The 25,997-nt window shown below is 68.4% G+C and carries 20 protein-coding genes; 15 read left to right on the plus strand and 5 right to left on the minus strand.

Annotated features, from left to right (window positions below):
* Positions 1-51 precede the first annotated feature (51 nt).
* Positions 52-852, plus strand: a complete 801-nt coding sequence (locus ACSG06_RS17950) for a hypothetical protein (RefSeq protein ID WP_440991664.1) — start codon at positions 52-54, stop codon at positions 850-852.
* 128 nt (positions 853-980) lie between these two features.
* Here ACSG06_RS17950 and ACSG06_RS17955 read toward each other — a convergent pair whose 3' ends face one another.
* A complete protein-coding gene (locus tag ACSG06_RS17955; protein ID WP_440991665.1) occupies positions 981-1,925 on the minus strand; it encodes a hypothetical protein in 945 nt (314 codons plus the stop codon).
* Between the two features lie 202 nt (positions 1,926-2,127).
* Here ACSG06_RS17955 and ACSG06_RS17960 point away from each other — a divergent pair, with 202 nt between their 5' ends.
* The 6 genes from ACSG06_RS17960 (at position 2,128) to ACSG06_RS17985 (ending at position 5,200) form a co-directional block, all read left to right on the plus strand.
* Positions 2,128-2,319: a hypothetical protein gene (locus ACSG06_RS17960; protein ID WP_440991666.1), complete on the plus strand. Its 192-nt coding sequence runs from the start codon at positions 2,128-2,130 to the stop codon at positions 2,317-2,319.
* Positions 2,320-2,321: 2 nt separating this feature from the next.
* On the plus strand, positions 2,322-2,807 hold the full coding sequence (locus tag ACSG06_RS17965; protein WP_440991667.1) for a hypothetical protein: 486 nt from the start codon (positions 2,322-2,324) through the stop codon (positions 2,805-2,807).
* Positions 2,808-2,888: 81 nt separating this feature from the next.
* Positions 2,889-3,845 carry a transcription initiation factor IIB gene (locus ACSG06_RS17970; RefSeq protein WP_440991668.1) on the plus strand — a complete coding sequence of 319 codons (957 nt, stop codon included), beginning with the start codon at positions 2,889-2,891 and terminating at the stop codon, positions 3,843-3,845.
* A gap of 316 nt (positions 3,846-4,161) precedes the next feature.
* Positions 4,162-4,626, plus strand: coding sequence for a PadR family transcriptional regulator (locus ACSG06_RS17975; RefSeq protein ID WP_440991669.1), 465 nt, complete (start codon positions 4,162-4,164; stop codon positions 4,624-4,626).
* 103 nt (positions 4,627-4,729) lie between these two features.
* Positions 4,730-4,894 (plus strand): DUF8015 family protein, encoded by a 165-nt coding sequence (locus ACSG06_RS17980; protein ID WP_440991670.1) that lies wholly within the window; start codon positions 4,730-4,732, stop codon positions 4,892-4,894.
* 123 nt (positions 4,895-5,017) lie between these two features.
* Positions 5,018-5,200 carry a hypothetical protein gene (locus tag ACSG06_RS17985; protein ID WP_440991671.1) on the plus strand — a complete coding sequence of 61 codons (183 nt, stop codon included), beginning with the start codon at positions 5,018-5,020 and terminating at the stop codon, positions 5,198-5,200.
* Between the two features lie 56 nt (positions 5,201-5,256).
* Here the strand turns inward: ACSG06_RS17985 and ACSG06_RS17990 are convergent, their stop codons facing one another.
* Positions 5,257-5,898, minus strand: coding sequence for a DUF7504 family protein (locus tag ACSG06_RS17990; protein WP_440991672.1), 642 nt, complete (start codon positions 5,896-5,898; stop codon positions 5,257-5,259).
* A 152-nt stretch (positions 5,899-6,050) separates the two neighbouring features.
* Between ACSG06_RS17990 and ACSG06_RS17995 the strand changes: the two genes are divergently transcribed.
* On the plus strand, positions 6,051-7,733 hold the full coding sequence (locus ACSG06_RS17995) for an alkaline phosphatase D family protein (RefSeq protein WP_440991673.1): 1,683 nt from the start codon (positions 6,051-6,053) through the stop codon (positions 7,731-7,733).
* Between the two features lie 22 nt (positions 7,734-7,755).
* Here ACSG06_RS17995 and ACSG06_RS18000 read toward each other — a convergent pair whose 3' ends face one another.
* Positions 7,756-9,246: an alkaline phosphatase D family protein gene (locus tag ACSG06_RS18000; protein ID WP_440991674.1), complete on the minus strand. Its 1,491-nt coding sequence runs from the start codon at positions 9,244-9,246 to the stop codon at positions 7,756-7,758.
* 129 nt (positions 9,247-9,375) lie between these two features.
* Here ACSG06_RS18000 and ACSG06_RS18005 point away from each other — a divergent pair, with 129 nt between their 5' ends.
* From ACSG06_RS18005 to ACSG06_RS18025, 5 genes are all read left to right on the plus strand, one after another.
* Entirely contained in the window at positions 9,376-9,969 is a 594-nt protein-coding gene (locus ACSG06_RS18005) for an HAD family hydrolase (RefSeq protein ID WP_440991675.1), read from the plus strand.
* Between the two features lie 65 nt (positions 9,970-10,034).
* Complete coding sequence (locus ACSG06_RS18010) at positions 10,035-10,226, plus strand: hypothetical protein (protein WP_440991676.1); 192 nt, start codon at positions 10,035-10,037, stop codon at positions 10,224-10,226.
* A gap of 202 nt (positions 10,227-10,428) precedes the next feature.
* Positions 10,429-19,599 carry a malectin domain-containing carbohydrate-binding protein gene (locus tag ACSG06_RS18015; RefSeq protein ID WP_440991677.1) on the plus strand — a complete coding sequence of 3,057 codons (9,171 nt, stop codon included), beginning with the start codon at positions 10,429-10,431 and terminating at the stop codon, positions 19,597-19,599.
* A gap of 38 nt (positions 19,600-19,637) precedes the next feature.
* Complete coding sequence (locus ACSG06_RS18020; protein ID WP_440991678.1) at positions 19,638-20,792, plus strand: glycosyltransferase family 2 protein; 1,155 nt, start codon at positions 19,638-19,640, stop codon at positions 20,790-20,792.
* 86 nt (positions 20,793-20,878) lie between these two features.
* A complete protein-coding gene (locus ACSG06_RS18025; RefSeq protein ID WP_440991679.1) occupies positions 20,879-22,303 on the plus strand; it encodes a right-handed parallel beta-helix repeat-containing protein in 1,425 nt (474 codons plus the stop codon).
* 45 nt (positions 22,304-22,348) lie between these two features.
* On the opposite strand, the gene ACSG06_RS18030 is transcribed toward ACSG06_RS18025, so the two are convergent.
* Positions 22,349-22,762: a cupin domain-containing protein gene (locus ACSG06_RS18030; RefSeq protein WP_440991680.1), complete on the minus strand. Its 414-nt coding sequence runs from the start codon at positions 22,760-22,762 to the stop codon at positions 22,349-22,351.
* A gap of 197 nt (positions 22,763-22,959) precedes the next feature.
* Here ACSG06_RS18030 and ACSG06_RS18035 point away from each other — a divergent pair, with 197 nt between their 5' ends.
* Complete coding sequence (locus ACSG06_RS18035; RefSeq protein WP_440991681.1) at positions 22,960-23,793, plus strand: phosphoenolpyruvate hydrolase family protein; 834 nt, start codon at positions 22,960-22,962, stop codon at positions 23,791-23,793.
* Position 23,794: 1 nt separating this feature from the next.
* Positions 23,795-25,021, plus strand: coding sequence for a Tm-1-like ATP-binding domain-containing protein (locus ACSG06_RS18040; RefSeq protein WP_440991682.1), 1,227 nt, complete (start codon positions 23,795-23,797; stop codon positions 25,019-25,021).
* A 49-nt stretch (positions 25,022-25,070) separates the two neighbouring features.
* Here the strand turns inward: ACSG06_RS18040 and ACSG06_RS18045 are convergent, their stop codons facing one another.
* Positions 25,071-25,982: a metallophosphoesterase gene (locus ACSG06_RS18045; protein WP_440991683.1), complete on the minus strand. Its 912-nt coding sequence runs from the start codon at positions 25,980-25,982 to the stop codon at positions 25,071-25,073.
* Between the last annotated feature and the right edge of the window lie 15 nt (positions 25,983-25,997).

Consider the following 25,997-nt stretch of genomic DNA (forward strand, 5'->3'; position numbering starts at 1 on the left):
GGACGGACCGTCGTCCGCGCGACCCGCGCCACGCCGACGGAGGACCCCCAGATGAAACTCACCGATACCTTCCCGTTCGACCTGTTCAGTACCGGCGACGACGAACCCACCGACTCGACGGAGTCCGCGACGGACGGCGACCAGCCGACAGATGGCACCGACGGGTCGCCCACGGCGTCGTCGACCGCGAACGCGACCACGACCGAGGATTCGACGGGCGAGACCGGGGCCGACACGAGCTCCGAGGACGTGAAGACGGACGCGACCGCCGACACCGAGGATGGGTCGAGTTCGACGACGAACGCCGACGACGGGTCACAGCGGACGTGCGATCCCAGCACGAAGTGGAACGACGAGAGTGCGGGGTCGGCCGACGACGAGTCGGGCGACTCCACCGACGATGGCTCCGCTCAGCCGGGCGGCGACGACGGAGCACGCGCCTCGGGCGACAGCGAGTCCGGGGACGACGGTCGCTCGGGCAGCGCTGAACCACGGGTCGTGACGGTCGAGAGACAGCCCGGTAGTGGCGGGATGACGAAGACGCTCCCGCCCACGGGGCCCGAGACGACGTCGACCGCCCGGGCTGAGGCCCAGCAGGGCGAGGGACCCGCAGCCAGCAGTGCCAGCACCTCCGCGACGAGCGACGGTGACTCGGCCGCGAGCTCCGTCTCCGTCGTCGTCGGCGAGAACGGCGCGGCGGCGGCCTCGGACATCGGCGTGGTCTCGGTGGGCCCGGACGGCGCGGCGGCCGCCAGCGAGGTGGGCGTCGTCGCCGTCGGTCCCGGTGGCGGAACGGCGGCGAGCAACGCCGCGAACTCGACCGAGGTCGAGGCGAAGAGCAGAGACGACTGAGTGACTCAGTCGGCGGACGAGGGATCCCAACCGGCGGACCGCGTCGGTCGACCGTTCCTGTTCCGACCGTGGTGTCGCCCCCGGTGGCCAGTGCGGTTCGGTACCACCGGCTGCCACGGCGGCACCGCTCAGCGCTCGTCTGCAGCGAGGAGGTCGTCGCCGACGTACTCCGCTGCCCAGTCGATACCTGCCTCGATGTTCTCCGCTTCGACGTAGTACTCGCTGTCGTCGCTCAGGAGGTGGTCTCCCGCCTCGTCCGTGAACGACTCGAAGCTCCGGTCGGTGTCCTCGAAGAGGGTCCGCAGCTCGGACTCGTCGACGGTGGGGGAGCCCGCGAGGTCCCGTTCGTAGGCGTACCGGCGACCGAGCACCGTGAAGAACGCCCGGGCCATCGGGTCGAGGTCGTCGACCAGGAACTCGGTCCGCCCGTCTTCGGTGATCTCGAGAACGTCCCGGATGCGCTGGCGCTGTGCGGCGAGCGCCGCCCAGCCGGAGTCGCCCGCCGAGGTGGGGACCTTCCGCCGGTCGCTGTCGCCCTCGGTCGCTTCGTCCTCGTCGTCCTCGCTGCCTGCCAGTTCGAGTCGGCGGATGGGCCGGTTGATCTCCTCCGCCAGCGTTCCCCCGGCTCGCTCTGTCGCGTTGAACAGGTCGTCTATCATGTCCTGCCGGCCGTTCTCGAGGATAGCCACCTTGTCAGCGACTGAGCGGTACTCCTCGACCGTCTCGCGCAGCGCCGTCTCCTGCTCGGACGTCAGGTAGATGTCGCTGACGACGATGGCCTGTTCGAGCGCGTCGATCTCGGCGTGGATCTCGGTGCGGACGCGCTCCCAGCTGTAGCCCGTCGGGTTCTCGAGCGCGGAGCCGAGGGTGCTGTAGCACTCGGTGAGCTCAGTGTGGACCGTCGACAGCGCGTCCACCTTCTTGTCGAGGTAGAACTCCGCGAGCCGACGCTGGTTCTTCGACCGGAGCCGTCGTCTCGTGGTGACGTAGTTCACGCCCGCTGTCAGTCCTGCACTCGCGATACCGATCGCGCCGCCGACGATCGCGCCGGCGACCTCCGGAGAGAGGTCCATACCGGACCCCTGTGCCTTCTCTCGGTTGCGTCTCCCAGACGTTCCAGCCCGATGGCAGTACTCCCCGGTAGAAGTGACCCCGACCCCTCACGGGGACGAACGGCCCTCGGTCCGTCGCTCCGGGAACGTGTCACCGAGCCCGAATGGATAGCTGGATTTAATATATCCGTTACTTATTGCCTATGGCAACTAAGCGACGGTGATGCCCGACACAGAACCGGTCGCCGATACGGCGCTGGACCCACAGACGCTCCAGTTCCTCGACGGCCAGGCGGAGTCGCTCGGCACGACACGTGAGGACCTGCTCACGCGGCTGGTGGCACACTACCAGACCGCCTGCGAGAGCGGCCTCACGTGCCCGCACTGCAAGAACGAGATACTCATCGACATCTGACCATGGCGCTCAAGAAACCAACCCCCGACACCGACCCGCGAGACGAGAAGCCCACCGCAGCCGACGCAGACCCCCGGTCGGCCGACACCACCTCGACGGCCAAGGCCGAGGCCGAACAGGGCAACGGCCCCGCAGCGAGTAGCGCGACCACCTCCGCGACGAGCAACGGCCACTCCGAGACCAGCTCGGTGAGCGTCGTCGTCAGCGAGCACGGTGCGTCCGCGGCATCGGACATCGGCGTCGTCACCGTCGGTGCCGAGGGTGCGGCCGCCGCCAGCGAGGTCGGCACAGCTGCCGTCGGTCCCGAGGCAGGGGCCGCCGCCTCCAACGCCGCGAACTCCACCACCGTCGAGGTCGAGAAGCGCGACCGGCCGGCCGGCTGTGACGGCTGCACGACCGCCGCAGACGAACCCCTGGTCGACGACGACCACGGAACCCCAGACGAGACCGAGACCCCCGAACGGACGGCGGAGCTGGACGACACCTGAAGCGCCGACGGTCCGCAGTCACCCGAGCTTCGGACAGGGCCGACACACGTCGGCCGGTCACCAGACGACTGCCCACGACCCATGAGTTTCCATCAGACCAAGCCACGAACGCAGACGGATCGTACGGACGCCACGGCGAACCAGTGCCCGGAGTGCAGCGGACCGCTCGTGAGCGACCCACAACGGGGGGAACGGAGCTGTTCGGAGTGTGGGCTGGTCGTCGCCGAGGACAGGATTGACGAGGGGCCGGAGTGGCGCAATGCGGACGCCACGGACCGTTCCCAGCCCTCGCGCGTCGGCCCCCCGGTCACCAAGACCCAGCACGACGACGGCCTCTCGACGACCATCGACTGGCGGAACCGCGACGCGAAGGGCAACGCACTCGACGCCCAGCAGCGAGAGCGGATGCGTCGCCTCCGCACGTGGAACAGCCGGTTCAAGACCCGCGACTCGAAGGAGCGTGGGCTCAAGCACGCGCTCGGGGAGATCGACCGGATGGCCAGCTCGCTCGGCCTGCCCGATGACGTCCGGGAGACGGCGTCCATCATCTATCGACGGGCCTCGAGGGAAGATCTGCTCCCCGGCAGGTCCATCGAGGGCGTCTCGACGGCGGCCCTGTACGCGGCCGCCCGGCAGTCGGCGTTGCCCCGGAGCCTGAAGGAGACGGCGACCGTGAGCCGCGTCGACCGGCGCGAGGTCGTCCAGACCTACCGGTACCTGCTCCGGGAGCTGGGGCTCGGGGTCGAACCCGCAGACCCCGAGCACTACCTCGTCCGGTTCGTCTCGGAGCTCGACCTGGAGAGTGCTGTCGAGTACCGGGCCCGTGAACTCCTCGACGCGGCCCGGGCCGACAACGTGACCGTCGGCAAGAGCCCGGTGAGCCTCGCCGCAGCCGCGGTCTACGCGGCGGCACTCGTCGTCGACGACGCCGATCGACTCACGCAGGAGACCGTCTCCGAGGCCACGGAGGTCGGTGAGGCCACGATCCGGTCCCGCTACCGGGACCTCCTGAAGGCGGACGAGAGCTGTCCGCTCTGAGCCGGATGCGCTCGACTACCCATCCCGTGGACCGAGGGTCGGTGGAAAGAGCGTCGGCTCGCAGCTTTATTTATTTCAAATATCTGTGGATAACTTTTACATTATTATGCCGAGGTTACTCTGGACAGTCCAGAATGGGCAGACTAGCGGTGACGACCAACAGCCCTCGAGATGGGCTGACGGCTTCCCCCGCCGGCAGCACGATGGGCAGTGACGGCATCTCGTGGGCCCTGTGACCGAACCCCGACAGACCAGCAGTGAGGCAGGTCGGTCTCGAGAGGGGCCCGACCGCCAGCGCAGCAGCGAGCAACCACAAATGGCAAACAACGAGACAGACAATACGGCTGAACGCAACGACCCGTCGGAGACCGACGAGACGGAGGAACAGCACGCTGAATCGATGCCCCGGCCCCTGACCGATGGGAGCCCCAGTACGGAGGACCGTCTCAGGTGCCCACACGGGGACACGATGTGGGTCGAGCTGACCGGCTTCCAGCGCGACCTGCTGGCCTGCATCCGGCGGCTCGACGAGGAGACGACGATCCCGACGGGGACGACCATCAAGGAGTCCATGGAGTCGCTCTACGGCGAGACGATCAACCACGGTCGGCTCTACCAGAACCTCAACCACCTCGCCGAGAGCGACTGCATCGACAAGGTGGTGGTCGACGGCCGGACGAACGCCTACTACCTGACGGACGGGGCGATCGAGATGTTCGACGAGACGGTGCGGCATCTCGTCTCGACGTGTGGGCTCCAGCAGTCCATCACGGAGTCCTGACGGCGCGAACCGGGAGACGGACCGGCAGATCGCCCGGCCAGGGAACCGCTCACTTTCCTACCACGAGTCGAACACAGTAGTTCGCCCCCAGTCTCGTTCCGGTATGCACCGCGCCGACCTGATACTCCTCCTCATCCCGGTGACGTACGTCCTCGTCGGGGTCGGTCTGTTCATGCTCGACGTGAACGTCTACAACGCGTCGGTGTACGCGTCAGCAGTCGTCGGTACGATCATCGGCCAGGCACTGTTCGTCGATCCGCCGGTCTGAGGCGCCCTCGACTGCTCGCCCGAAGCGTCCTCCGGGGAGCATCGAAGCGGTCGAACGATGATACCGAACTATCGCTTCTCACCGGTACTTCCCCCCTCGGAGCCATCTCACGAGTGGGTTCCAATGAGTATCGCCCACCTACTCCGACCGACCACGTTCGCACGCACAGCACTCCAGACATCGACCTCCGGCGGCTCCGGGGGAACTCCCTCGTGGGACTTCCTCCTGCTCGCCGTCATCGTCGGGCTGGTCATCATCAGTCTCGCATGGCTCCTCTCGGGCGGCTCCCCGTCCTCCTCCGACTGAGGGCCACGTCGCGGCGCGAGAGAGTCGAACGTCCCTTCGCCACCTCGGTCCTCCCCTCAGATAGCGCGCCACTCGGCGGCGCCTCCTCCGAGGAGCCACCGGTACTCGTACCGGCCGTCGACCGCTCTGACCTCCATGACGGCGTCGAACAGCGGGGCGAGTCGGATGGCCTCGTCGGCGTCCCACGGCAGCGGGAGGTGGAACTGACCGCTCCCGCCGACCCGCCGAATCTGCCCGGCCATCGTGGTGACGAACCGGAACACGGTTTCGCGGTCGTGCGAGGCGAGCAGGTCGGTCAGCGAATCGACACAGAGCCGGAGGTCGACCTGCCCGTCGAGCGGACGCCTGAACTCGAGTATCCGCCTCGAGACCGTCGTTCCGAGCGACGTGAGTCGCCCGTCGACCACGTCGGTTCCCTCGGTCTCGGTCCGCGGTTCCTGGGCGGGTGCCGGCTCGGGACGGTAATCGATGGTCTCGACCGCCGGGTGGCGGGTCTGACCCGATTCCCGCGCTCGTGTCGAGACCAGCAGCTGCAACCGACCCTGGCCACCGTGGGTGAACAGCAGACGGTTCGCGACGACGGTCGCGGCGTCCGACGCCTCGCCGACGACGAGTATCGTCTGCCCCCCGTTCGTGTCGGGCACCGTCTCGACGACCGGGACCCCGTCGGCGGCCTCGTCCGGGGGGTAGGTGACCATCTCCAGTGTCAGGTGTTCGTCCCGAGGTGTAGAAAGTGTGCCCAATCCTTCTTGGGAGGGCCCGAGGGCTGACCGATGCCGACCTGGGCCGGATTCTCCGGTAATCTGACCGGTTTCACCTGTTCTTGCCGGTCGACGGACTCGGTCGACTGATGCCCCGTTCCTCGAACCCGGACGTCGGTCGCGCCCGTGACGGGCGGACAGCACGGCTCCCACACGTCGACATCAGACCGCGCACCCACTGCCTCGCCGAGTTTCCCCACGACACCTGCGAGGTCGATCCCGACGGTGACCCGGACCGCGTCTTCCCCGCCTCGGTCGCCAGCGGCGGGCCGACCCCCACCGGCGTCATCCTCTGGACGCGTGTCGCGCCGTCGGCGTACCAGGCGGGGACGCCGCTGTACCTCGCCGTCGCAGAGGACCCGGAACTGGAGACCGTGGTCGCACAGCGACGCTTCCCGAGCGCGCAGTTCGACGGCCGGCACGACCACACCGTGCGGATCGACCTCGACGGCGAGCTCGACCCGGACCGGCACTACCACTACCGGTTCGTCTACGACGGTGTCGCCTCCCGGACCGGTCGCTGTCGCACGCTCCCGGCGCCGGACGACTCCCCCGAGAGTCTCCGGCTCGGCGTGGTGAGCTGTCAGCACCACCAGAACGGCTACTTCGGCGCGTTCGACCAGCTGGCCGGTGAGGACCTCGACTACGTGCTCCACCTCGGCGACTACGTCTACGACGCCGCCGACGACCGCTATCGCTCACCGTTCGCCGACGAGTATCCCGGTCGCGATGTCTCCCTGCCGAGCGGGAAGGACGTGGCCACCAGCCTGGAGGACTTCCGGGCGCTCTACCGGACCTACCGCCGTGACCGGTCGCTCCAGGCCGCCCACGAGCGCCACACGTTCCTCCGGACGTGGGACGACCACGCCGTCACGAACAACCGGTACTGGGACTACGAGGCGGACGCGCCGGCGGCGACTGACCACCCGCGCGGCGACGATCCCTCGTTCATGCGGCAGCTCACGGCGGACGGAATCCAGGCCTGGTGGGAGTACACGCCCTCCCGGGTCGACTACGACGCCGACGCCGACCATCTGCACGACGCGTTCCAGCTCTGGCGCTCCGTCGAGTTCGGCGAGCTCGCGACCATCGCCCTCACCGACGAGCGCTTGTACCGGACACAGAATCCCGGCCACGTCGGGAGCAGGCTCTTCGCCGGCGACCCCGACCGGACGATGCTCGGCGAGCCCCAGCTCGAGTGGCTCCTCGAGACGCTCCGCTCCGACGATGCTCGCTGGACCGTCTGGGCGAACGAGGTGCTCTCGATGCCGTTCCGGGTGGGGACCGGTCCGGTCTCCATCGCCGCGAAGCCGGACACCTGGTCCGGCTACGCCCACGAGCGCGACCGCGTGTTCGCGGCGCTCGGGGAGGCGGAGAACGCGGTGACCCTGACGGGCGATCTACACACGGCCCTGGCGGGCTACCAGCAGCTGCCCGACGGCTCGCGGGCGGGTGTCGAGCTGATGACGCCCGCCGTCACCAGCGTCAATCTCGCAGAGGCAGTCGGCATCGATGGAGGGCTGCTCGGGCGGGCGACGCGACCGTTGCTCTCCGGCCTGGCGACACTGATGAACCCCCAGTTCGAGTACTTCGACAGCCACCACTGGGGCTACGCCGTCGCCGAGTTCACGACGGAGGACTGCACCTTCACGGCCTACAGCGTCGACAAGGAGGTCCCCGGTCCTGCCGCCGACAGCGAGCCGCTGGCCCGGTTCAGGCTGCCGGCCGGCCGGACCGAGCTCCACCGGCGGCCGTGCCGACCGCTGGAGTAGGACGGCCCCGGAACCATCGCGCTCAGCGCCAGCGGGACGAGAACTCGTCGAACGACCGACGGAGCGTCCCCACGAACGAGGGCCCGGACAGGGTCCGGGTGTCCTCGACCGTCGGCCAGCCGTCGCCGGCCGCGTCGATGCTCACCCGGCAGCGGCGGTCGCCGACCTTGTCGAAGACGGAGATGGTGAGCGTCCCGTCCTCGACCCGTGCCTCCCCGAAGTTGTAGAACTCGCCGTACTCGTACTTCCCGCCCTCCTCGTAGTGGACGTTCGGCCCGAACGTCGGGTCCGGAACCCCTGGCGCCCGGGGTGCGGCACCCATCGGACTCGCGAGCGCCTCGTACAGCTCCGGACGGCCATCGTCGTCGATGTCGAACGACGCGACCCTGGCGAAGTGCCTGTCGCCGGTCAGCCAGACGACCGTGCTGTCCACCTCCTCGCGGATGTGCGAGAGCAGCCCGGCCAGCTCGTGCTCGAACCCGGTGTCCGCGTCGCCGTCGGCCCACGAGTCCCGTGCCCCGGCCGCGCTAGACGGGCTCGAGAGCGAGACGCTGCTGGCGACCAGCGCGAACGTCGCGTCGCTCTCGGCCAGCCCCCGCTGCAGCCACTCGCGCTGTTCCTCGCCGAGCATCGTCTTCTCCGGGCCGTCCGTCTCGGCGTTGTCGTCGCGGTACTGCCGCGAGTCGAGGACGAACAGCTCGAGCTCGGACCCCCACCGGAACGAGCGATAGAGCCGTCCCCCGTCCTCGCCGGTGACGGACTCGTGGCGGTCGACCGGCCAGTACTCGAGGAACGCCTGCCGTGCCTCCGGGAGCCGTGGCTCCTCGGTCCCGGCCCAGTCGTTGCCGACCTCGTGGTCGTCCCAGATGGCGACGGTCGCCGTCGAGGATAAGAAGTCACGCAGGTTCGGTGCCTCCGCCCGCACCTCCCGGTACTTTGCCCGGTAATCATCGACGGTCTCCGGGTCGCCGTCGGGCAGCGCGGGCGTCCCGTGGTCGGCGTAGATGGTGTCGCCCAGGTAGAGGAAGCAGTCCGGGTCGCGGTCGGCCATCCGCTTCGGGATCTGGTACGGCGGGCTGCGCCCCTGTCCCCACGTGTCGCCCGTCCAGACGAGCGAGACCGGACTCGACTCGTCGGGTGCCGGTGCGGTCCTGAACCGACCCGTCGTGGCCTCGCCTAGCGGCTCGGTGATGGCGCCGGCGCCGAAGCCCGAGGCGGCCCAGAGGCGGTACTCGTACTCGGTGTCCGGCCGCAGGTCGGTGAGCCTGAACCGGACGGTGCAGTCGTTCGCCTCGACGCTCCCCCGGGGGGAGGCACGGCCGCCATCACCCGCCGAGTCGGCGCGTGAGTACCTCAGGTGGACGACCGCCGGGCCGTCGGTTCTCGTCCAGATCACCGCGGTCTCGGCGGTCGCGTCGCCGGCGACCGCGCCGTGGTCGAGCGACACCCGTTCGAGGTCGTCGGGGAACTCCCCCGGATGACAGCCGTCTTCGAGGTTCGTATCCGGTTGCATCGTACGGTCTCCCGTTCGCGAGCAGCGGGAAAGAGGGGTCGAGGCAGTCCGGTTCGCTGACGAATCCACGTCGACCCGGCCGCCTCGAAGCCGGACCGCTTATGGTCACCGTCCGAGCAGGGAGACGATGTGCAGCGAGCCATACTCTTCGACCTGGACGGCACGCTCCTCCATCTCTCTCGGGGGTACGGCGAGCTCCTCGCCGAGACCTTCCGGACCGTCGAGGGCGAGTGCCGCGACGAGTGGCTGGAAACGTACGACGAGGCGTTCTTCGAGGCGTTCACGGCCTGCGAGCCGGAGCCGTGTCGGAGCGCGTTCGCCACGGTCAGCGACGATCCGGATGCCCTCGCGACGAAACTCCTCGAACTCGAGGCCGAGGCGAACCGCGTACCGGAGGGCACCCACGAGGACCTCGCCGCCCTCTCGGACCGCTACCAGCTCGGTGTCCTCACGAACGGGATGCCCGAGTGGCAGCGCGAGAAGCTCCGGGCGAACGACCTCGACAGCCTGTTCGATGCCGTAATCACGTCCTACGAGGCCGGCGCACACAAGCCCGAGCCGGCTCCGTTCGAGGCCGCCGAGTCGGCACTCACCGCCGACGCGTTCGGGATGGTCGGTGACTCCGACGCCGACGTCGACGGTGCAACACGGCAGGGCTGGGCGGCGCTGCGGTACGACGGGCAGCGGTTCCGCGAGGTTCCGACGGAGTTCGGCTGGGAGTGAGAGACGTCCTCTGCCCCCGGTAAGCTGTAACTGCATTTCCGACGTGCCCACGTGTGTTTGCCGGTATGGGGACACGTTCGACCGACCGAATCCGGGGCATCGCCTTCCTGGTCAGCGGCATCCTCGCCGCAGCGCTCATCGTATACCTGCTCGTCTCCCCGGAAGCATTCACGGCACTCCACCCGATTCCGTTGCTTGCACTGTTGCTCCTGACGATGGCGGTCGCGTTCTGGCAGGCACGGGAGATTCTCCGCTGATACTTCACCGATACATTCGCAGACAGGAGCTACCGAGTCGAACGCAGGACTGCAGCAGGTAGCGGACGACGCGTAATCCTCCCTTATTCACAGGTGACGACGTCGAGCAGTTGGTAGGAGTTCTGTTACGGACATCGAGTTTCTCATTAGAAGACCGATAGCTTACTGGTTACAAAACCCCCTGAGCCTGGACTCGCTACGTATGACGTTCAGCGTTCGGAAGGAGTCGACAGTCGCGGTACTACTCTCGATCATCATGGTGGCGTCGGTCGTCGCGGCCGGGGCCACCGGTGCCTTCGCGGCCCAGGACCCGATACCGGGTGCGGGTGACGCGACAGCGACCGACGCCACCACATCAGCGAACACGGACGTGACCGTGGCGGCGGTCGGAGAGGTGCTCCACCAGGCGAACGCGGGCGGCGGGTTCACCGAGTCCGACGGAACCCAGTGGAGCCCGCTCACAGACTATCTGGTCGCCGGGGGTGGATCGACGTCCTCGCACGGCCAGCCGTCGAGCATCGACAGCTCCGTGCCACCGGGGACACCGTCTCAGATATGGGAGACGGAGCGATGGGACCCCGCCGGTGGCGAGGAGATGCAGTACGAGTTCCCCGTGCCGGCGGGTCAGCAGGTCGAGGTCCGGCTCTACTTCTACGACGGCTACTCGGGGACGAGCGAGCCCGGGGACCGCGTGTTCGACGTGAGCGTCGAGGACCAGACCATCGAGAGCTTCGACATCATCGACATCTACGGCGACGACACCGGCGCGATGGAGTCGTTCACCGTCACGAGCGACGGGACCATCGACGTCGACTTCGCCCACGTCGTCGAGAACCCACAGATCAACGCCATCGAGATCGTCTCGGTCGAGTCATCACCGGGGGAGCTCGGCGCCCCGAGTTCGACCGACTTCGGCACGGTCCTCACGAACGACACCGAGACGCAGTCGGTGACGCTCACCAACCTCGGCAACGCGAGCAACGCCTCGCACCCCGACATCACCGTCGACGGCGTCTCTGTGACGGGCACCGACGCCGGCCAGTTCTCCCACGACTTCTCGGGGAGCACGACGCTCGCCCCCGGCGAATCGACGACGGTGAACGTCACCTACAGCCCGGACGAGGCCCAGCCCCACGAGGCCGCGCTCGCGGTCAGTCACACGGGGACCAACTCGCCGGTCACCGTCGACCTCACCGGCGAGGGGACGAACACGGCGCAGGTCGGCTTCGGCAAGAGCCAGCTCGGCGGCTTCTCGCAGGGACAGCTCACGGCACTCGAGTTCGGCCCCGACGGGCGGCTCTACGTCGCCCAGCAGAACGGGATGGTGTACGCGCTGAACGTCAGCCGTGACGGAGAGAACTCCTACAGCGTCACCTCCCAGGAGGCCATCGACGCCGTGCAGGACATCCCGAACCACGACGACCTCGGAAACCACGTGCCCGGCGAGACCACACGGCAGATCACGGGCCTGACCGTCGGCGGGACCGCAGCACAGCCGGTCGTCTACGTCTCCTCCAGCGACCCGACCATCGACGTGGGCACCGACGACGACGACACCGACACGAACTCGGGAGCCATCTCTCGGCTGACGTTCGACTGGAACACCGACGGGAGCCTCGCGTCGGTCGACCACGAGGTGATGGTGCTCGGACTGCCGCGCTCCGAGGAGAACCACGCGACGAACGGCCTCGACCTGAGCGACGACGAGGGCACCCTCTACGTCGCTCAGGGTGGCCACACGAACAAGGGCGCACCGAGCAACAACTTCGGTCACACGCCCGAGTACGCGCTCTCTGCGGCCGTGCTCTCCATCGACCTCGACCAGATCGAGGCGAACTACTCGGTGAACAACCTCCAGAACTACGACACCGACTACCCCGACCTGCCGTTCTACTACGGCATCCCGACCATCCAGAACGAGGATTCGACGCCGGGCGACGACCTGCCCTTCGGTGGTGCGAACGGGACGAACCAGGCGATGTGGGTCGCGGACGGGCCGGTGCAGGTGTACTCCTCGGGCTACCGGAACCCCTACGACCTCGCGCTCTCGGAGGACGACCAGCTCTACGTCATCGACAACGGGCCGAACGGCGGCTGGGGCGGCCAGCCCGTGAACGAGGGGCCGGGTGGAACCTGTACGAACGCGCCCAGCGAGGCTGGCGACTACGGCACGGGCGACCAGCTCCACCTCGCCACCGAGGGCAGCTACGGCGGCCACGCCGCGCCCATCCGGGGCAACCCGACCGGCGCCGACATCTACGACGAGAACGGCAACGTGGTCCTCGACATCACCTCGTCGAACAGCCCGGTTCCGGCGTCCGAGGTCGACCCCGTCGAGTGCGACTACCAGGACCCGAGCGAGGACAACTCCATCGGCGGTACCTTCGGCTGGACCGGCGGCATGGCGGAGTACACCGCCTCGAACTTCGGCGGGCAGATGCAGGGCGACCTGCTCGTCGTCGTCGGCGCCAGCTCGGTCACCCGGGTCCAGCTCAACGCGACCGGCACCGGCGTCACCGACCAGCAGGACAACTTCTTCAGCGACCTCAGCGCGCTGGGCATCGCGACGCAGGGAGACGAGGGACCGTTCCCCGGCACCGTCTGGACCGCCCGGGGCAGCATCACGGTCTTCGAACCGGACGACTACGGTGACGGGGGTGGCGGCGACACCTGCACCGGCGCGGACGACCCGAGCCTGGACGAGGACGGCGACGGCTACGACAACGCCGACGAGATCGACGCCGGCACCGACCCGTGCTCGGCGGCCTCGACCCCGCCTGACTTCGACGACGACTTCATCTCGAACGTCAACGACCCCGACGACGACAACGACGGGGCACCCGACACGACGGACCACTTCGCCGTCGACGCGGCCAACGGGACCACGACGACGCTCCCCGTCCAGATGGAGTTCTCCGAGACGGCGCTGTTCGCCGACGACAGCCAGGGCTGGGACGGCCTGATGACGAACGGGCAGAACTACCAGGACCTCTACGACACGTCACAGATGACCGTCGGCGGCGCGGCACAGGTCCTCACCGTCGAGAACGTCCCCAGCGGCGACGCGGTCAACAACCAGAACGCACAGCAGTTCGCGTTCCAGCGCGGCTTCGTCGCGCCCGACCAGCCGTTCACGGTGTCGACGACCGTCAACGGCTACCCCGAGACCCCCGAGAACTACCAGGGGCTCGGCTTCTACATCGGCAACGGCGACCAGGACAACTACATCAAGCTCATCGTCTCGGCCAACGGCGGCACGGGCGGCGTGCAGTTCGCCGAGGAGTTCGACGGGAGCTTCGCCAACGTCGCCCAGCCCGACGACCCGGCGGTCACGGGCCCGGGCAACAACACGGACCTCTCGATGACGGTCTACCCGAACAACAGCACCGTCAGGGCGTTCTACACGCCGACCGGCGGCTCCCAGACGTTCGTCGGCGAGACGACCGTGCCCGAGGCGTGGCTGAACACCTCCGACGGGAACGGGCTCGCGATGGGTCTCATCGCGACCTCCTTCAATGCGGGCTCGACGTTCGACGCCACGTGGACCGACCTGACCGCGGAGTACGTCGACCCGCCGGCGAACCAGCCGCCGGTCGCCGACGCCGGCGCCGACCAGACGGTCGACGAGGGGACGACGGTCCAGCTCGACGCCTCCAGCTCGACCGACCCCGACGGTGACGACTCGCTGCTGGGCTACACGTGGACGCAGACGGCCGGCCCGACGGTGGCCCTCTCGTCGTACGACGCGGTGAACCCGACGTTCACCGCCCCGGACGTCGACGGCGAGACGACGCTCACCTTCGAGGTCAGCGTCTCCGATGGCCAGGCCAACGACACCGACACGGTGAACGTCACGGTGCAGGACACCGACACCGGCACCGGGAACGTGGTGTTCGCCGTGAACTCGGGCGGTTCGGCCTACACCGCGACTGACGGCACCGAGTACGTCGCCGATACGAACTTCGTCAGCGGCAGCACGTACAGCAACTTCTCGGTCGAGATCGGCAACACCGAGGACGACATCCTCTACCAGACCGAGCGCTACGGCGACCCGTTCGGCTACGACGTGCCGCTCCCGAACGGCACCTACGAGGTCACGCTCCAGTTCGCGGAGATCTACCAGGGCGTCGCAGCCGGTGACACGGTCGACTCCTCGGGCCCCGACGACGGCACGAACGAGAACGACCGGGTGTTCAACGCGAGCATCGAGGGCGAGCAGGTCATCACGAACCTCGACCTGTTCGCGACGGTCGGCCCGGCCAACGCCACCCAGCAGACGTTCACGGTCGAGGTCACCGACGGTCAGCTCGACGTGGACTTCGAGGCGCTGTACGACAACGCGAAGCTCTCGGCGATGACCGTCACCGAGGTTCCGACCGACCAGCCCTACGGCGTGGAGACGGACCCCGCGACGAACGTCGGGGCCACGTCGGCGACGCTCAACGGCGACCTCACCGGCCTCGGCGACAACGACAACGCGACCGTCTACTTCCAGTACTGGGAGCAGGGCGCGAAGGACTCGACGCTGACGTGGTGGACCGGCAGCCCGCAGTCGAGTCCCGGGCCGTTCAGCGCGACCGTCGCGCTCGAACCCGGCACCACCTACGAGTTCCAGGCGTACGCCCAGAGCGACGAGGGCGAGTGGATCGCCGGCGACGTGCAGACCCTGACGACCGACGCGACGGGCGGCTACGGCGTCCAGACCGGCACCGCGTCGAACGTCACCACCCAGGGCGCTGACCTCTCCGGCACGCTCTCGCTCGGCGACAAGAGCGAAGCGACGCCCTACGTCCGGTTCTGGGTGCAGGGCCAGCCCGAGGAGACGTACTGGTACACGGGCAGCCCGACGACCGAGTCCGGCGAGTTCACCTTCGACGTCACGCTCAGCCCGAGCACCACCTACGAGTGGCAGGCGCTCTCCCAGAGCGGCGACGGCCAGTGGGACGCGGGCGAGGTGAGCTCGTTCACGACGCCGACCGGCGAGTTCTTCGGCGCGACCACGCATCCGGCGACCGACGTCGGGGTCGAGTCCGCGACGCTCAACGGCGAACTGCTCAACCTCGGTGACAACGACAACGCGACCGTCTACTTCACCTACTGGGAGCAGGGCGCGAAGGACTCGACGCTGACGTGGTGGACCGGCAGCGTGCAGGAGACCACCGGGAACTTCAGCGCGACGGTCGGCGTCGACCCGAACACCACCTACGAGTACCGGGCGTTCGCCCAGAGCGACGAGGGCGAGTGGAAGGCCGGCCCCGTCACGACGTTCACCACGCAGGACGGTGCGGTGTTCGGCGTCGAGACGGACCCCGCGACGAACGTCGGCTCCTCGTCGGCGACGCTCAACGGGAACCTGACCGGGCTCGGCGACCACGACAACGCCACGGTCTACTTCCAGTACTGGGTCACCGGCCAGCAAAGCTCGACGCTGACGTGGTGGACCGGCTCCACGCAGACCGCACCCGGCCCGTACAGCGCGACGGTCGACCTCCAGTCGAACACCAGCTACAGCGTGCAGGCGTACGTCCAGAGCGGCGACGGGGTCTGGAAGGCCGGCGACGTGGAGACGTTCACGACCGGTACCGAGGGCGAGCTCTCGGTCGAGACGCTGCCGGCGACGAACGTCACCGAGACGACGGCGACGTTCAACGCCGAGGTGTTCAGCTTCGGCGCCGACTCGCTGGAGAAGGCGCACTTCCAGTACTGGATCCAGGGCCAGGAGGACTCCACGAAGCAGTGGACCGCGAACGAGGTTCCCTCCGAACCGGGTGTGTTCAGCATCGACGCCAGCGGCCTCCAGAACGACACGACGTACGTCGTCCGGGCCCACGTGCAGAACTCGGACGGCGAGTGGGCGAACGGCGGGACCGAGACGTTCACGACCGGCGCACCCGTCGAGAACCAGCCGCCGACGGCGACGTTCACCGTGAACGACAGCGCGCCGACGGTGGGCGACCCGGTCGGGTTCGACGCCGCCGCCTCGAGCGACGGTGACGGCTCCATCACCAGCTACGAGTGGGACTGGGACGGCGACGGGGTCACCGACGCCACCGGTGCGCAGGCCACCCACACCTTCACCGCGGCCGGCGACTACCAGGTGAGCCTGACCGTCACCGACGACGACGGCGCGAACGACACCGCGACGCAGACCGTCTCCGTGTCCGAGGCGCCCACCGTGAACAGCTCGGCGACGCTGACCATCACGCCCGACTCCGGCATCGAGGCGTCGACGTACGGCGGCGGCTCGTACGAGGTGACGAACACCGGCGAGTCGAACATCACGAGCGTCACGCTCGACCTCTCGACGGCCAGCCTGCCCGACGTGGTGTTCGATCCGAACGGGACCGCCGGCGACCAGGCCGCGAAGGGACTCAACATCGACGGCCAGTCCGGCGACGGTGTCGGCGTGGTCAGCACGGCCGACGGCGACGTTTTCAGCCAGCCCCACAACGGGGTGAACGGCTCCGACGGCTACGACGTACTCACCATCGAGTTCACGGACTTCGAGCCCGGTGAGACGGTCTCGTTCTCGGCGGACAACGACCCGACGAGCATCAAGGGAGCGACACTCGCGTCTCAGGAGGCCGGCCCAATCTCCGGGCTGGAACTCGCGCGCTCGACGTTCACGGTCGCGTACGGCGACGGCACCACGCAGACCGCCCAGACCATCGGCGACGGCAGCGCCGGGGGCTCCGAGGCGACCGTCGACTCCTCGGTGCCGGCCGCCCCGACCATCGACGCACAGGGCGTCAGCCTCGACACCGGCGCGCTCGACCCGCGCCACTCTGCCGCGACGGTCGCGAACGCCAGCCAGACCATCACGGTGTCCGGGCCGGTCGGTGCCGAGGTGACGCTGGTCCGCGTCGAGGGCGAGCTCGAACTGAGCAACGTGCCCGACTACGACGGCACCCCCGGCTACGACATCGAGGAGTTCGAGGCGAACAAGGCCGAGGTCGTCGAGTACTACTCGGCCACAATCGGATCCGACGGCACCGTCGACGTCCCGGTTACCCTGACGAATTCGACCGACGTCGGCGGCCTGAACTACTTCGTGGCGAGCGTCACCGACGCCGCCGGTGCCGGGATGGGATCGAACGTCGTCGTGTTGGAGTACGCGCAGGACGACGGCGGAGCGGGTGCCGACCAGCCCGTCTACGCGGTGAACACTGGCGGCAACGCCTACACCGCGGCCGACGGCACCGAGTACGTCGCGGACGCGTACTTCGATCAGTCCGCTGGCACCGCGTCGACGAGCGAACCCATCGCCAACACCGTCGACGATACGCTCTACCAGACCGAACGCTACGGTGACCCGCTCTCGTACAGCTTCCCCGTCACGAACGGCACGTACAACGTGACGTTGCATCTGGCGGAGATCTACCACGGCGTCTCCGACGGGAACCCCGGCGGGGGAGCCGGTGACCGCGTGTTCGACGTAATCATCGAGGGGCAGACGGTGCTCTCAGACTACGACATCTACGCGGATGTCGGGCCGCTGAACGCGACCCAGGAGACGTTCACCGTGACTGTCAGCGACGGGACGCTCGACGTCGACATGCCCGCAGCCGTCGACAACGCGAAGGTCTCGGCCATCACGGTGACGAACGCGAGCGACGGCGGCGGTGGCAACACCGCGCCGACCGTCTCGACCATCGACGACCAGACCGTCATCAGGGGCGAGACGGTCACCGTCCCCGTCTCGGCCAGCGACGCCGACGGCGACAACCTGACCCTCTCCGCGAGCACGCCCGGCTTCGTCACCTTCACCGACGACGGCGACGGCACCGGGACGCTCACCATCGCGCCGCAGTCCGGAGACACCGGCACCACAACGATCTCGGTGACGGCCGACGACGGCGAGGCACAGACGACCGAGAGCTTCCAGCTGACCGTCGACGCCGGCACCGACACGACCGCCGGCACGGCGACCCACCGCGTCAACGCCGGCGGGAGTACCATCACCGCGACCGACGGCGGCCCCGACTGGACCGGCGTCACCGGCACCGGTTCGCCGTATCTCGTCTCGGTCGGGAGTTCTGGCGTCGGAAACTACTGCGGCGGCGCGACCATCACGCCGACGAGTGCGGTGCCCGCGAGCACGCCCGACGCGGTCTACGACTGCGAGCGCTACGGCACGATGGAGTGGACGTTCTCGACCGACGGGGGCCCGGTCGAGGTCCGGCTCTACATGGGCAACCAGTTCTCGGGCACCAGCGCGGTCGGTCAGCGCCAGTTCAACGTCTCCGTCGAGGGGTCGCAGGTGCTAGCCCAGTACGACCCGGTCGCGGACGTGGGCCACGCCAACGGCACGCTCAAGACGTTCACGACCAGCGATTCGAACGGCGACGGCAACGTCACGGTGACGTTCGAGACGGGTGCCGCCGAGAACCCGCAGGTCAACGCTATCGAGGTCGTCGACACGGACGACGGCTCCGGTGGCTCCGGTTCGGCTGCCGCGGCGTTTCTCGTCAACGAGAACGGCGGCATCGACGCGAGCACCTACAACTCCGGCTCGTTCGAGATAACCAACACCGGTGACACCGCCATCCAGTCGGTCACCTACGACGTCGGCGAGTCGATGTTCCCCGACATCGTGTTCGACCCTGAGGGGACCGCGGGCGACGCCGGCTCGAAGGGATTCACCCCGGACAGCGGCGCGAGCACGACCGGGCTGGTCGGTGGCTCCTTCGCGAGTCCCCACAACGGCGTCGACAGCGAGGACGGCTACGAGGAGCTGACGGCGACGTTCGACGACTTCGACCCCGGCGAGACGTTCACGTTCTCGGTCGACATCGACCCGACGAGCATCAAGGACGCGTCCAGCACCGGCTCGGCGGGCTCCGTCTCGGGACTCGAACTTTCGGCGGCGACGGTCACCGTCGAGTACGCCGACGGCTCCACGCAGACGACGGCGCTGTTCGGCGACGGGAGTTCGGGCGGTTCGGCGGCGACCGCGACGTCGTCGGTCCCGACCGCCCCGTCCATCGGCGTCGCCGGCGTCACGCTCGATTCCGGCGCACTCGACCCGCGCCACTCTGCCGCGACGGTCGCGAACGCCAGTCAGACCATCACGGTGAGCGGGCCGGCCGGCGCGACGGTCCAACTGCTCCACGTCGAGGGGCAGCTCCAGCTCGACCAGGCCACCGGCTACGAGCTGGAGCAGTTCGAGGCCAACACCGCGGAGAACGTCGACTACCAGACCGTCACGCTCGACTCCAGCGGCCAGGGGACGGTCCCGGTGACGCTCACGAACACGTCCAGCAGCGACGCCGAGGGTGGGTTCAACTACTTCGTCGCCACGGTCACCGACGGCGACGGTGACTCGGGCTCCCCCTCGACGATCGTCGTGCTGAAGTACAACGAGACCGCCTGAGCCGCGCTTGAGCACCTGCCTTCAACCATCTACAACCCATGATCTGGAGCTCACTCGTCTCGGCCGTCCAGTTGCTCGGCATCCTCGTCGGCGTCGCGTTCACCGCGATGGTCGGGCTCGGACTGCTCGCGTCGACGTTCTACCGCACCGAGCGTGCGGACGAGCCAGTCGAGAACCTGCGCCTGGTCATCCCGACGGTGGCGGCCGAGCACGTTCGCCCCGCCCTCGTCGAGACCATCGAGCACACCGTGTCGACGTTCCCCGACTACGAGGTGTACTGCGTCCTCGACGAGGGGAGCGACCTCGCGGACGAACTCGTCGCCCGCGACGACGTCTCGACGGTGGTCGTCCCCGATGGGTTCGACTGCGAGGCAGTCGCGAAGGGCCGCGCCATCCAGTACTTCATCGAGCAGGTTGTGGCCGCTGAGCCCGAGCACTGGTACGGCTTCATCGACGACGACAACCGCATCCTCGACGACACGTTCACCTACGAGATCCCCCACTACGAGGCGCGTGGTTACCGCGCGATGAACCCCGTGCTGATCCCGCGCCCGGGCCGGTCCACCCTGACGTTCATGACCGACCACATCCGGTACGTCGACGACGTCTCCATCTACCGGCTGTTCAACGGCGTGCTCGGGCGGCCGTACCTCGGGTTCCACGGCGAGCTGCTCTGTGCCCGCGGCGACGTGCTCACCGACGTCGGGTTCGACCGCGACACCATCGTCGAGGACTTCGCGTTCGCGCTGGAACTCGCAAAGCGGGACGTGCCGGTGTGGCAGAGCGCGACCCGCGTCAGCGTCCTGAGCCCGCACGACGTGCGTTCCTTCCTGGACCAGCGGGCCCGCTGGTACCTCGGCATCGCGCGGTACCTGCCGCGGGCACCGCTCGCCAGTCAGGTCGTCGTCGGACTCCGAATCGCCATCTGGACGGTCGCGGTCACCTCGAGCTGGGTGTTCCTCCCACTCTGGCTGCTGGGGCACGGACTCGCCCTCCCGGGCTGGTTCGTCGTCCTGCTCGCGCTCGGGAGCCTCCTGTACGTCGGCACAATCGCCATCGGCGCGAGACGCATCGGCGGGCTCAGAGGCACCGCACTCCTCGTGCTGACACCGGTGTACGCGTTGCTGGAGCAGGTGGTCCCGCTCTACGCGCTCTGGACCGGCGAACGCGACTTCGTCGTCATCGAGAAGTGAGCGATGCCCCCCGGACTCCTCTCAGCTGGTCGGCAGTTGGAACGTACGCTTACGTCCGTCACGGCCGAACTGTCGGGTAGCAACCGATGGTTCGGCGCGACATCGACCGTCGGCGACGCTCGCTCCTCGGGGCCGTCGGCGTCGGCCTCGCGACGGCAGGGTTCGCCCGTCGAGCACAGGTTCGGTCGCGCAAGACTCGAACGGAGGACCCGGCCGTGAGGCAGTCGAGCACCCTCGCTGCCCCGGACTTCGTCGTCTATCGGGGGTCGGGGAGCACCCGTGTCGAACGTCGCGGCGAGGACGCCCCGGTGTTCGACGGTGCCGCCGCCGACGCGCTCCAGTACGCCGTCGATGCCGGCTCGTCGGGTGGCACCGGCACCGCCATCGGACTCGCGCCCGGGACCTACGAACTACACCGACCGGTGCGACTCGCGTCGTCGACCTGGCTCGCCGGGAGCGGCACAGCCTCGACCATTCGGGCCGGACCGGACCTCGACGAGGACCTGCTGCAGGTGCCATCCGGCACGGAGCACGCCCGACTCTCCGACCTGCGGTTCGACGGCAACCGGAGCGAGAATCAGGGCGGGGCTACGACCGACACCGGGGCCGCCGTCTCGGTCACTGGCTACAGCTGGCGGGTCGTCCTCGACGGCCTCGTCGTGCGCGAGCCCCCGGGGGACGGCATCCGGTTCGAGCCTGGACCCGACGGCGAGTACTCCTTCGAGCCCGTGCTGTCGGACATCGACGTGGCCCGCTGTGGCGGCGACGGGTTCGTCTTCGGCCACGTCGGCGACCTGTTCGGGACGAACCTCTACGCCGAGGGCTGTGCCGGTCACGGGTTCACCATGGCCGCAGCGGGGAGCACGGTCGTCCACCCGCACGCCTACGACAACCGCGGCGAGGCCGGGGTCCGCGTCCTCGAGAGCGCGGTCGACCTCGACCTGCTCGGCGGTCACTTCGAACGCAATCGCCGGCACGGCGCGCTCGTCACGGGCGAGCGAGTGGCGATCCGGAACGCGTTCGTGGCCGACAACTCCCGCGACGCTCCCGGCTCGTACAGCGGGCTCGTGCTCGACGGCGCCCGGGATAGCCTCGTCTCCGAGTCGACGTTCGTCAACGACGTGGGCGGCGACCGACCACAGCGCCACGGACTCGTCGAGACGGCCGGGTCAGACGCGAATCGAGTGACGGCGAACCTGTTCCGGAACCACGCCAGCCGCGCCGTCGAGAGGCCCGCCTGCTCGTCCAGCTCGGTCTACCGCGACAACGTGGGCTACACGACCGAGAATGGGGGCACTGCGACGGTGCGCGACGGCGACGATGTCCCCCACGGACTCGACGAGACGCCGACGCAGTACTGGGTGCAGTCGAGCGCTTCCCGGACGATGGCGCGGGTCGTCGACGTGAACAGCACCGACCTCACGGTGTCGGTCGTCGAGGTCGGCAGCTGGTCGTCCGTGACCGACGCGGTCGACGTGACCTGGGGTGCGTCGAACGTCGGCGGCCGGTGAGACGGCGGATGGCGACCGGCGATACTGCCCGGTCAGGGACTCCCTTCAGTCGTCCCTGACCGGAATCTCACCGGCGGGAACGATCTCGCACTCGGGCAGGTCGGCCAGCACGTCCTCGGGTCCGGGTGGGGCGTACACCGCGAGGAGCTGGAGCGTCTCCCAGCCTGTGTTGGTCGTCCCGTGTTCCACGCCGGCGGGGATGTACACCATCTCTCCAGGGCCGACCTCGCGCGTCTCTCCCTCGACTGTCTGCTCGCCCTCTCCGGCGATGAAGTAGAGTATCTCGTCGCTGTCCGGATGGGTGTGCAGGTCGTGCCCCTTGCCGGGTTCGAGGTTCACGACGCCCGCGCTGAGGCGCTCCGAGCCGTTGACCTCGGGCGTCGCCATCCACTTCAGGCTGCCCCAGTCGAACAGCTGGGTCGATACGTCATCGCTGCTCACGAAGAACTCCTCTGGCATGACTACACATATCACTCCATCCAGCGGAGTATAACTGCACCGAGACCTGTCAGTTATTACGAAGGAGTGGCTTTCGGCACCTCGTCGCCTGGTTCCCGAGGCCTGGTACTCGACGGGGATCGGGGAGGCTTCGGGACTGTTCCCGATTCCTCTCCCACAGCTTCAATATCTGTCCGATAGATGGTACCAATTGGCATATGAAGTTCACACGTTCCGAGTCGCTCGCACGGCTCAGAGACGTCGCGTCGAGCGGGGAACCCATAATCGGAGCCGGTGCGGGGACAGGCATCTCGGCGAAGTTCGCCGAACGGGGGGGCGTCGATCTGCTCATCATCTACAACAGTGGCCGGTACCGCATGAACGGCCGGGGGTCGCTCGCGGGGCTCCTCCCCTACGGCGACGCGAACGAGATCGTCGTCGAGATGGGCCACGAGGTCATCCCGGTCGTGGAGGACACGCCGGTGCTCGCCGGGGTCAACGGCACCGACCCGTTCCGCCAGATGGACGTGTTCATCGAGGACCTGAAGCGCCGGGGCTTCTCCGGCGTCCAGAACTTCCCGACCGTCGGACTCATCGACGAGGATAGCGGGTTCCGGCAGAACCTCGAGGAGACCGGGATGGGCTACGACAAGGAGGTGGAGATGATACGCGAGGCCGCCGAGCAGGACATGCTGACCTGTCCGTACGTCTTCACCGAGGAGCAGGCCCGCGCGATGGCCGAGGCGGGGGCCGACGTCGTCGTCTCGCACATGGGGCTGACGACCTCCGGTGACATCGGGGCCGAGACCGCGCTGGACCTCGAATCGGCCGCCGAGCGCGTGCAGGCCCACCACGACGCGGCGAAGTCGGTGAACGAGGACGTGCTGGTCATCTGCCACGGCGGCCCCATCGCCTGGCCCGACGACGCCGAGTTCGTCCTGAACAACACGGAGGGAGTGGTCGGCTTCTTCGGGGCGTCCAGCATCGAACGGCTGCCCACCGAGGAGGCGATCCAGAACCAGGCGCGGGAGTTCAAGGAGATCGAGTTCTAGCATGGCCGTCGTCATCATCGGCACGCTGGACACGAAGGGAGAGGAGATCGGGTTCGCCCGGGACGTCATCGAAGCACAGGGCGTCGATACCCACGTCGTCGACGTCGGCGTCATGGGCGACCCGGAGTTCACACCGGACACGTCGGCCAGCGAGGTCGCCAAGGCTGGCGGCACCACCCTCGACGCGCTCCGCGGGGACGGCGACCGTGGCGAGGCGATGGAGGCGATGGGACGGGGAGCCGCCGCCGTCGCGCAACGACTCCACGACGAGGGCGTCCTCGACGGCGTGCTCGGACTGGGCGGCTCGGGCAACACCTCCATCGCGACGACGGCGATGCGGGCACTCCCCGTCGGAGTCCCCAAGTTCATGGTGTCGACGATGGCCTCCGGCGACACCGAGCCGTACGTCGGGTCCCGTGACATCGCGATGCTCTACTCCGTCGCCGACATCGAGGGACTGAACCAGCTCTCGCGGCGGGTCATCGCCAACGCCGCCCTCGCCATGGTCGGGATGGTGGTCAACGACCCGGACGTGGCGGTCGAGGACCGCCCCACAATCGGCATCACGATGTTCGGCGTCACGACCCCCTGTGTCCAGCACGCCCGCGAACTGCTCGAGGACCGGGGCTACGAGACCATCGTCTTCCACGCGACTGGCACCGGCGGCCGGGCGATGGAGTCGCTCGTCGAGGAGGGCATCATCGACGGCGTCCTCGACGTGACCACGACCGAGTGGGCGGACGAACTCGTCGGTGGTGTCCTGAACGCGGGCCCCGAACGGCTGGACGCCGCCGGCGAGGCCGGCATCCCGCAGGTCGTATCGACGGGCGCACTCGACATGGTGAACTTCGGACCGCGGGACTCCGTGCCGGCCGAGTTCGAGAGCCGGCAGTTCCACGTCCACAACCCGCAGGTGACGCTCATGCGGACGACACCGGAGGAGAACGCCGAACTCGGTCGCATCATCGCCGAGAAGCTGAACGCTGCAACCGGGCCGACGGCGCTCGCGCTTCCACTCGCAGGCGTCTCGATGATCGACGTCGATGGCGAGGACTTCCACGACCCGGAGGCCGACGCGGCCCTGTTCGACGCCCTCCGGGAGCACCTCGACGCCGAGGTGGAACTCCTCGAACTGGACACGGACATCAACGACGAGTCCTTCGCCGAGGCCATCGTGGACCGGCTCGACGAGTACATGCGCGAGGCTGGACGCGGACCGTCCGAGTGACGGTGTCCGGCAGCCGCTCCACGATATCGTGGAAAACGCGACAGCAGCCTCAGTAGGCGTAGCTGGTCTCGGCGACGCAGAGTCGCCCCCCGTCCGTCCGGGCAAGGGGCGCGTAGCGGTCGTCCTCGATTCCGTCGACGTACGCGGCGAACTCCGACCGGAAGTCGGTCGGCGAGTCATCCCACAGGTCGACTGCGGACGACACCAGTTCCCCCGCCGAGACGGTGTCCTGGTCGCGGTCGTGTGTCAGCCCGTAGAACGCGCTCGCGGCCATCTCGCGTCGCAGGATATCCGGCTCGGCGCAGTACATACAGTCGTCGAACGCGTCGTGGTACTGGACACCGCGTTCACCGTGTTCGGGACAGTCGAACCGATTCAGCGTCCCGATCTCGCGCATCTCAACGTCTAATGGCGGCTCGTCGGTCACGTCGACGAGGAAGTAGCCGCCGTAGGACTGCTCGCCCGTCTTCCGGTGGGTGCACTGGAGGAACGCCGAGTTGAGCCGACGGCCCTTCAGCCGACCGAGGTGGGTGTTCCCGCAGAAGTGCGCCCGCCCCTCGAACTGGTCGAGCAGCCGCCACGTCTCCATGTGGGTCACCAGGATGACGTCCTCGGCCACGGCGTCGGGCGAGTTCGTGAACCGCTGGCCACCAACGGTGACACAGCCAGCCGTGGGTATCTCCGTGCCCACGTCGAGCGTCGCGTCGAACTCCCCGAACGTGTCGCGGTTGCCCCACACCCAGACGAGGTCGTGGCGGGCGTGGTCGGCGAGGTCTGCGAGCAGGGGTTCGACCTCGCGTAGCTGGCGGGATGCCGTCTCTCGCCCTGCCCGCATCGCGTCCGTGAAGTCCCCGACGTGGACGACGAAATCGAACGTCTCGCCGTCGACGTCGTCCAGCACACGCCGGAGGGATTCCGTGTCACCGTGGTGGTCACCGAGGACGAGGTATCGGTCGCCCATGTTCCAGAGTCGACA

The organism is Haloarchaeobius baliensis (assembly GCF_052060055.1).
Taxonomy (GTDB): domain Archaea; phylum Halobacteriota; class Halobacteria; order Halobacteriales; family Natrialbaceae; genus Haloarchaeobius; species Haloarchaeobius baliensis.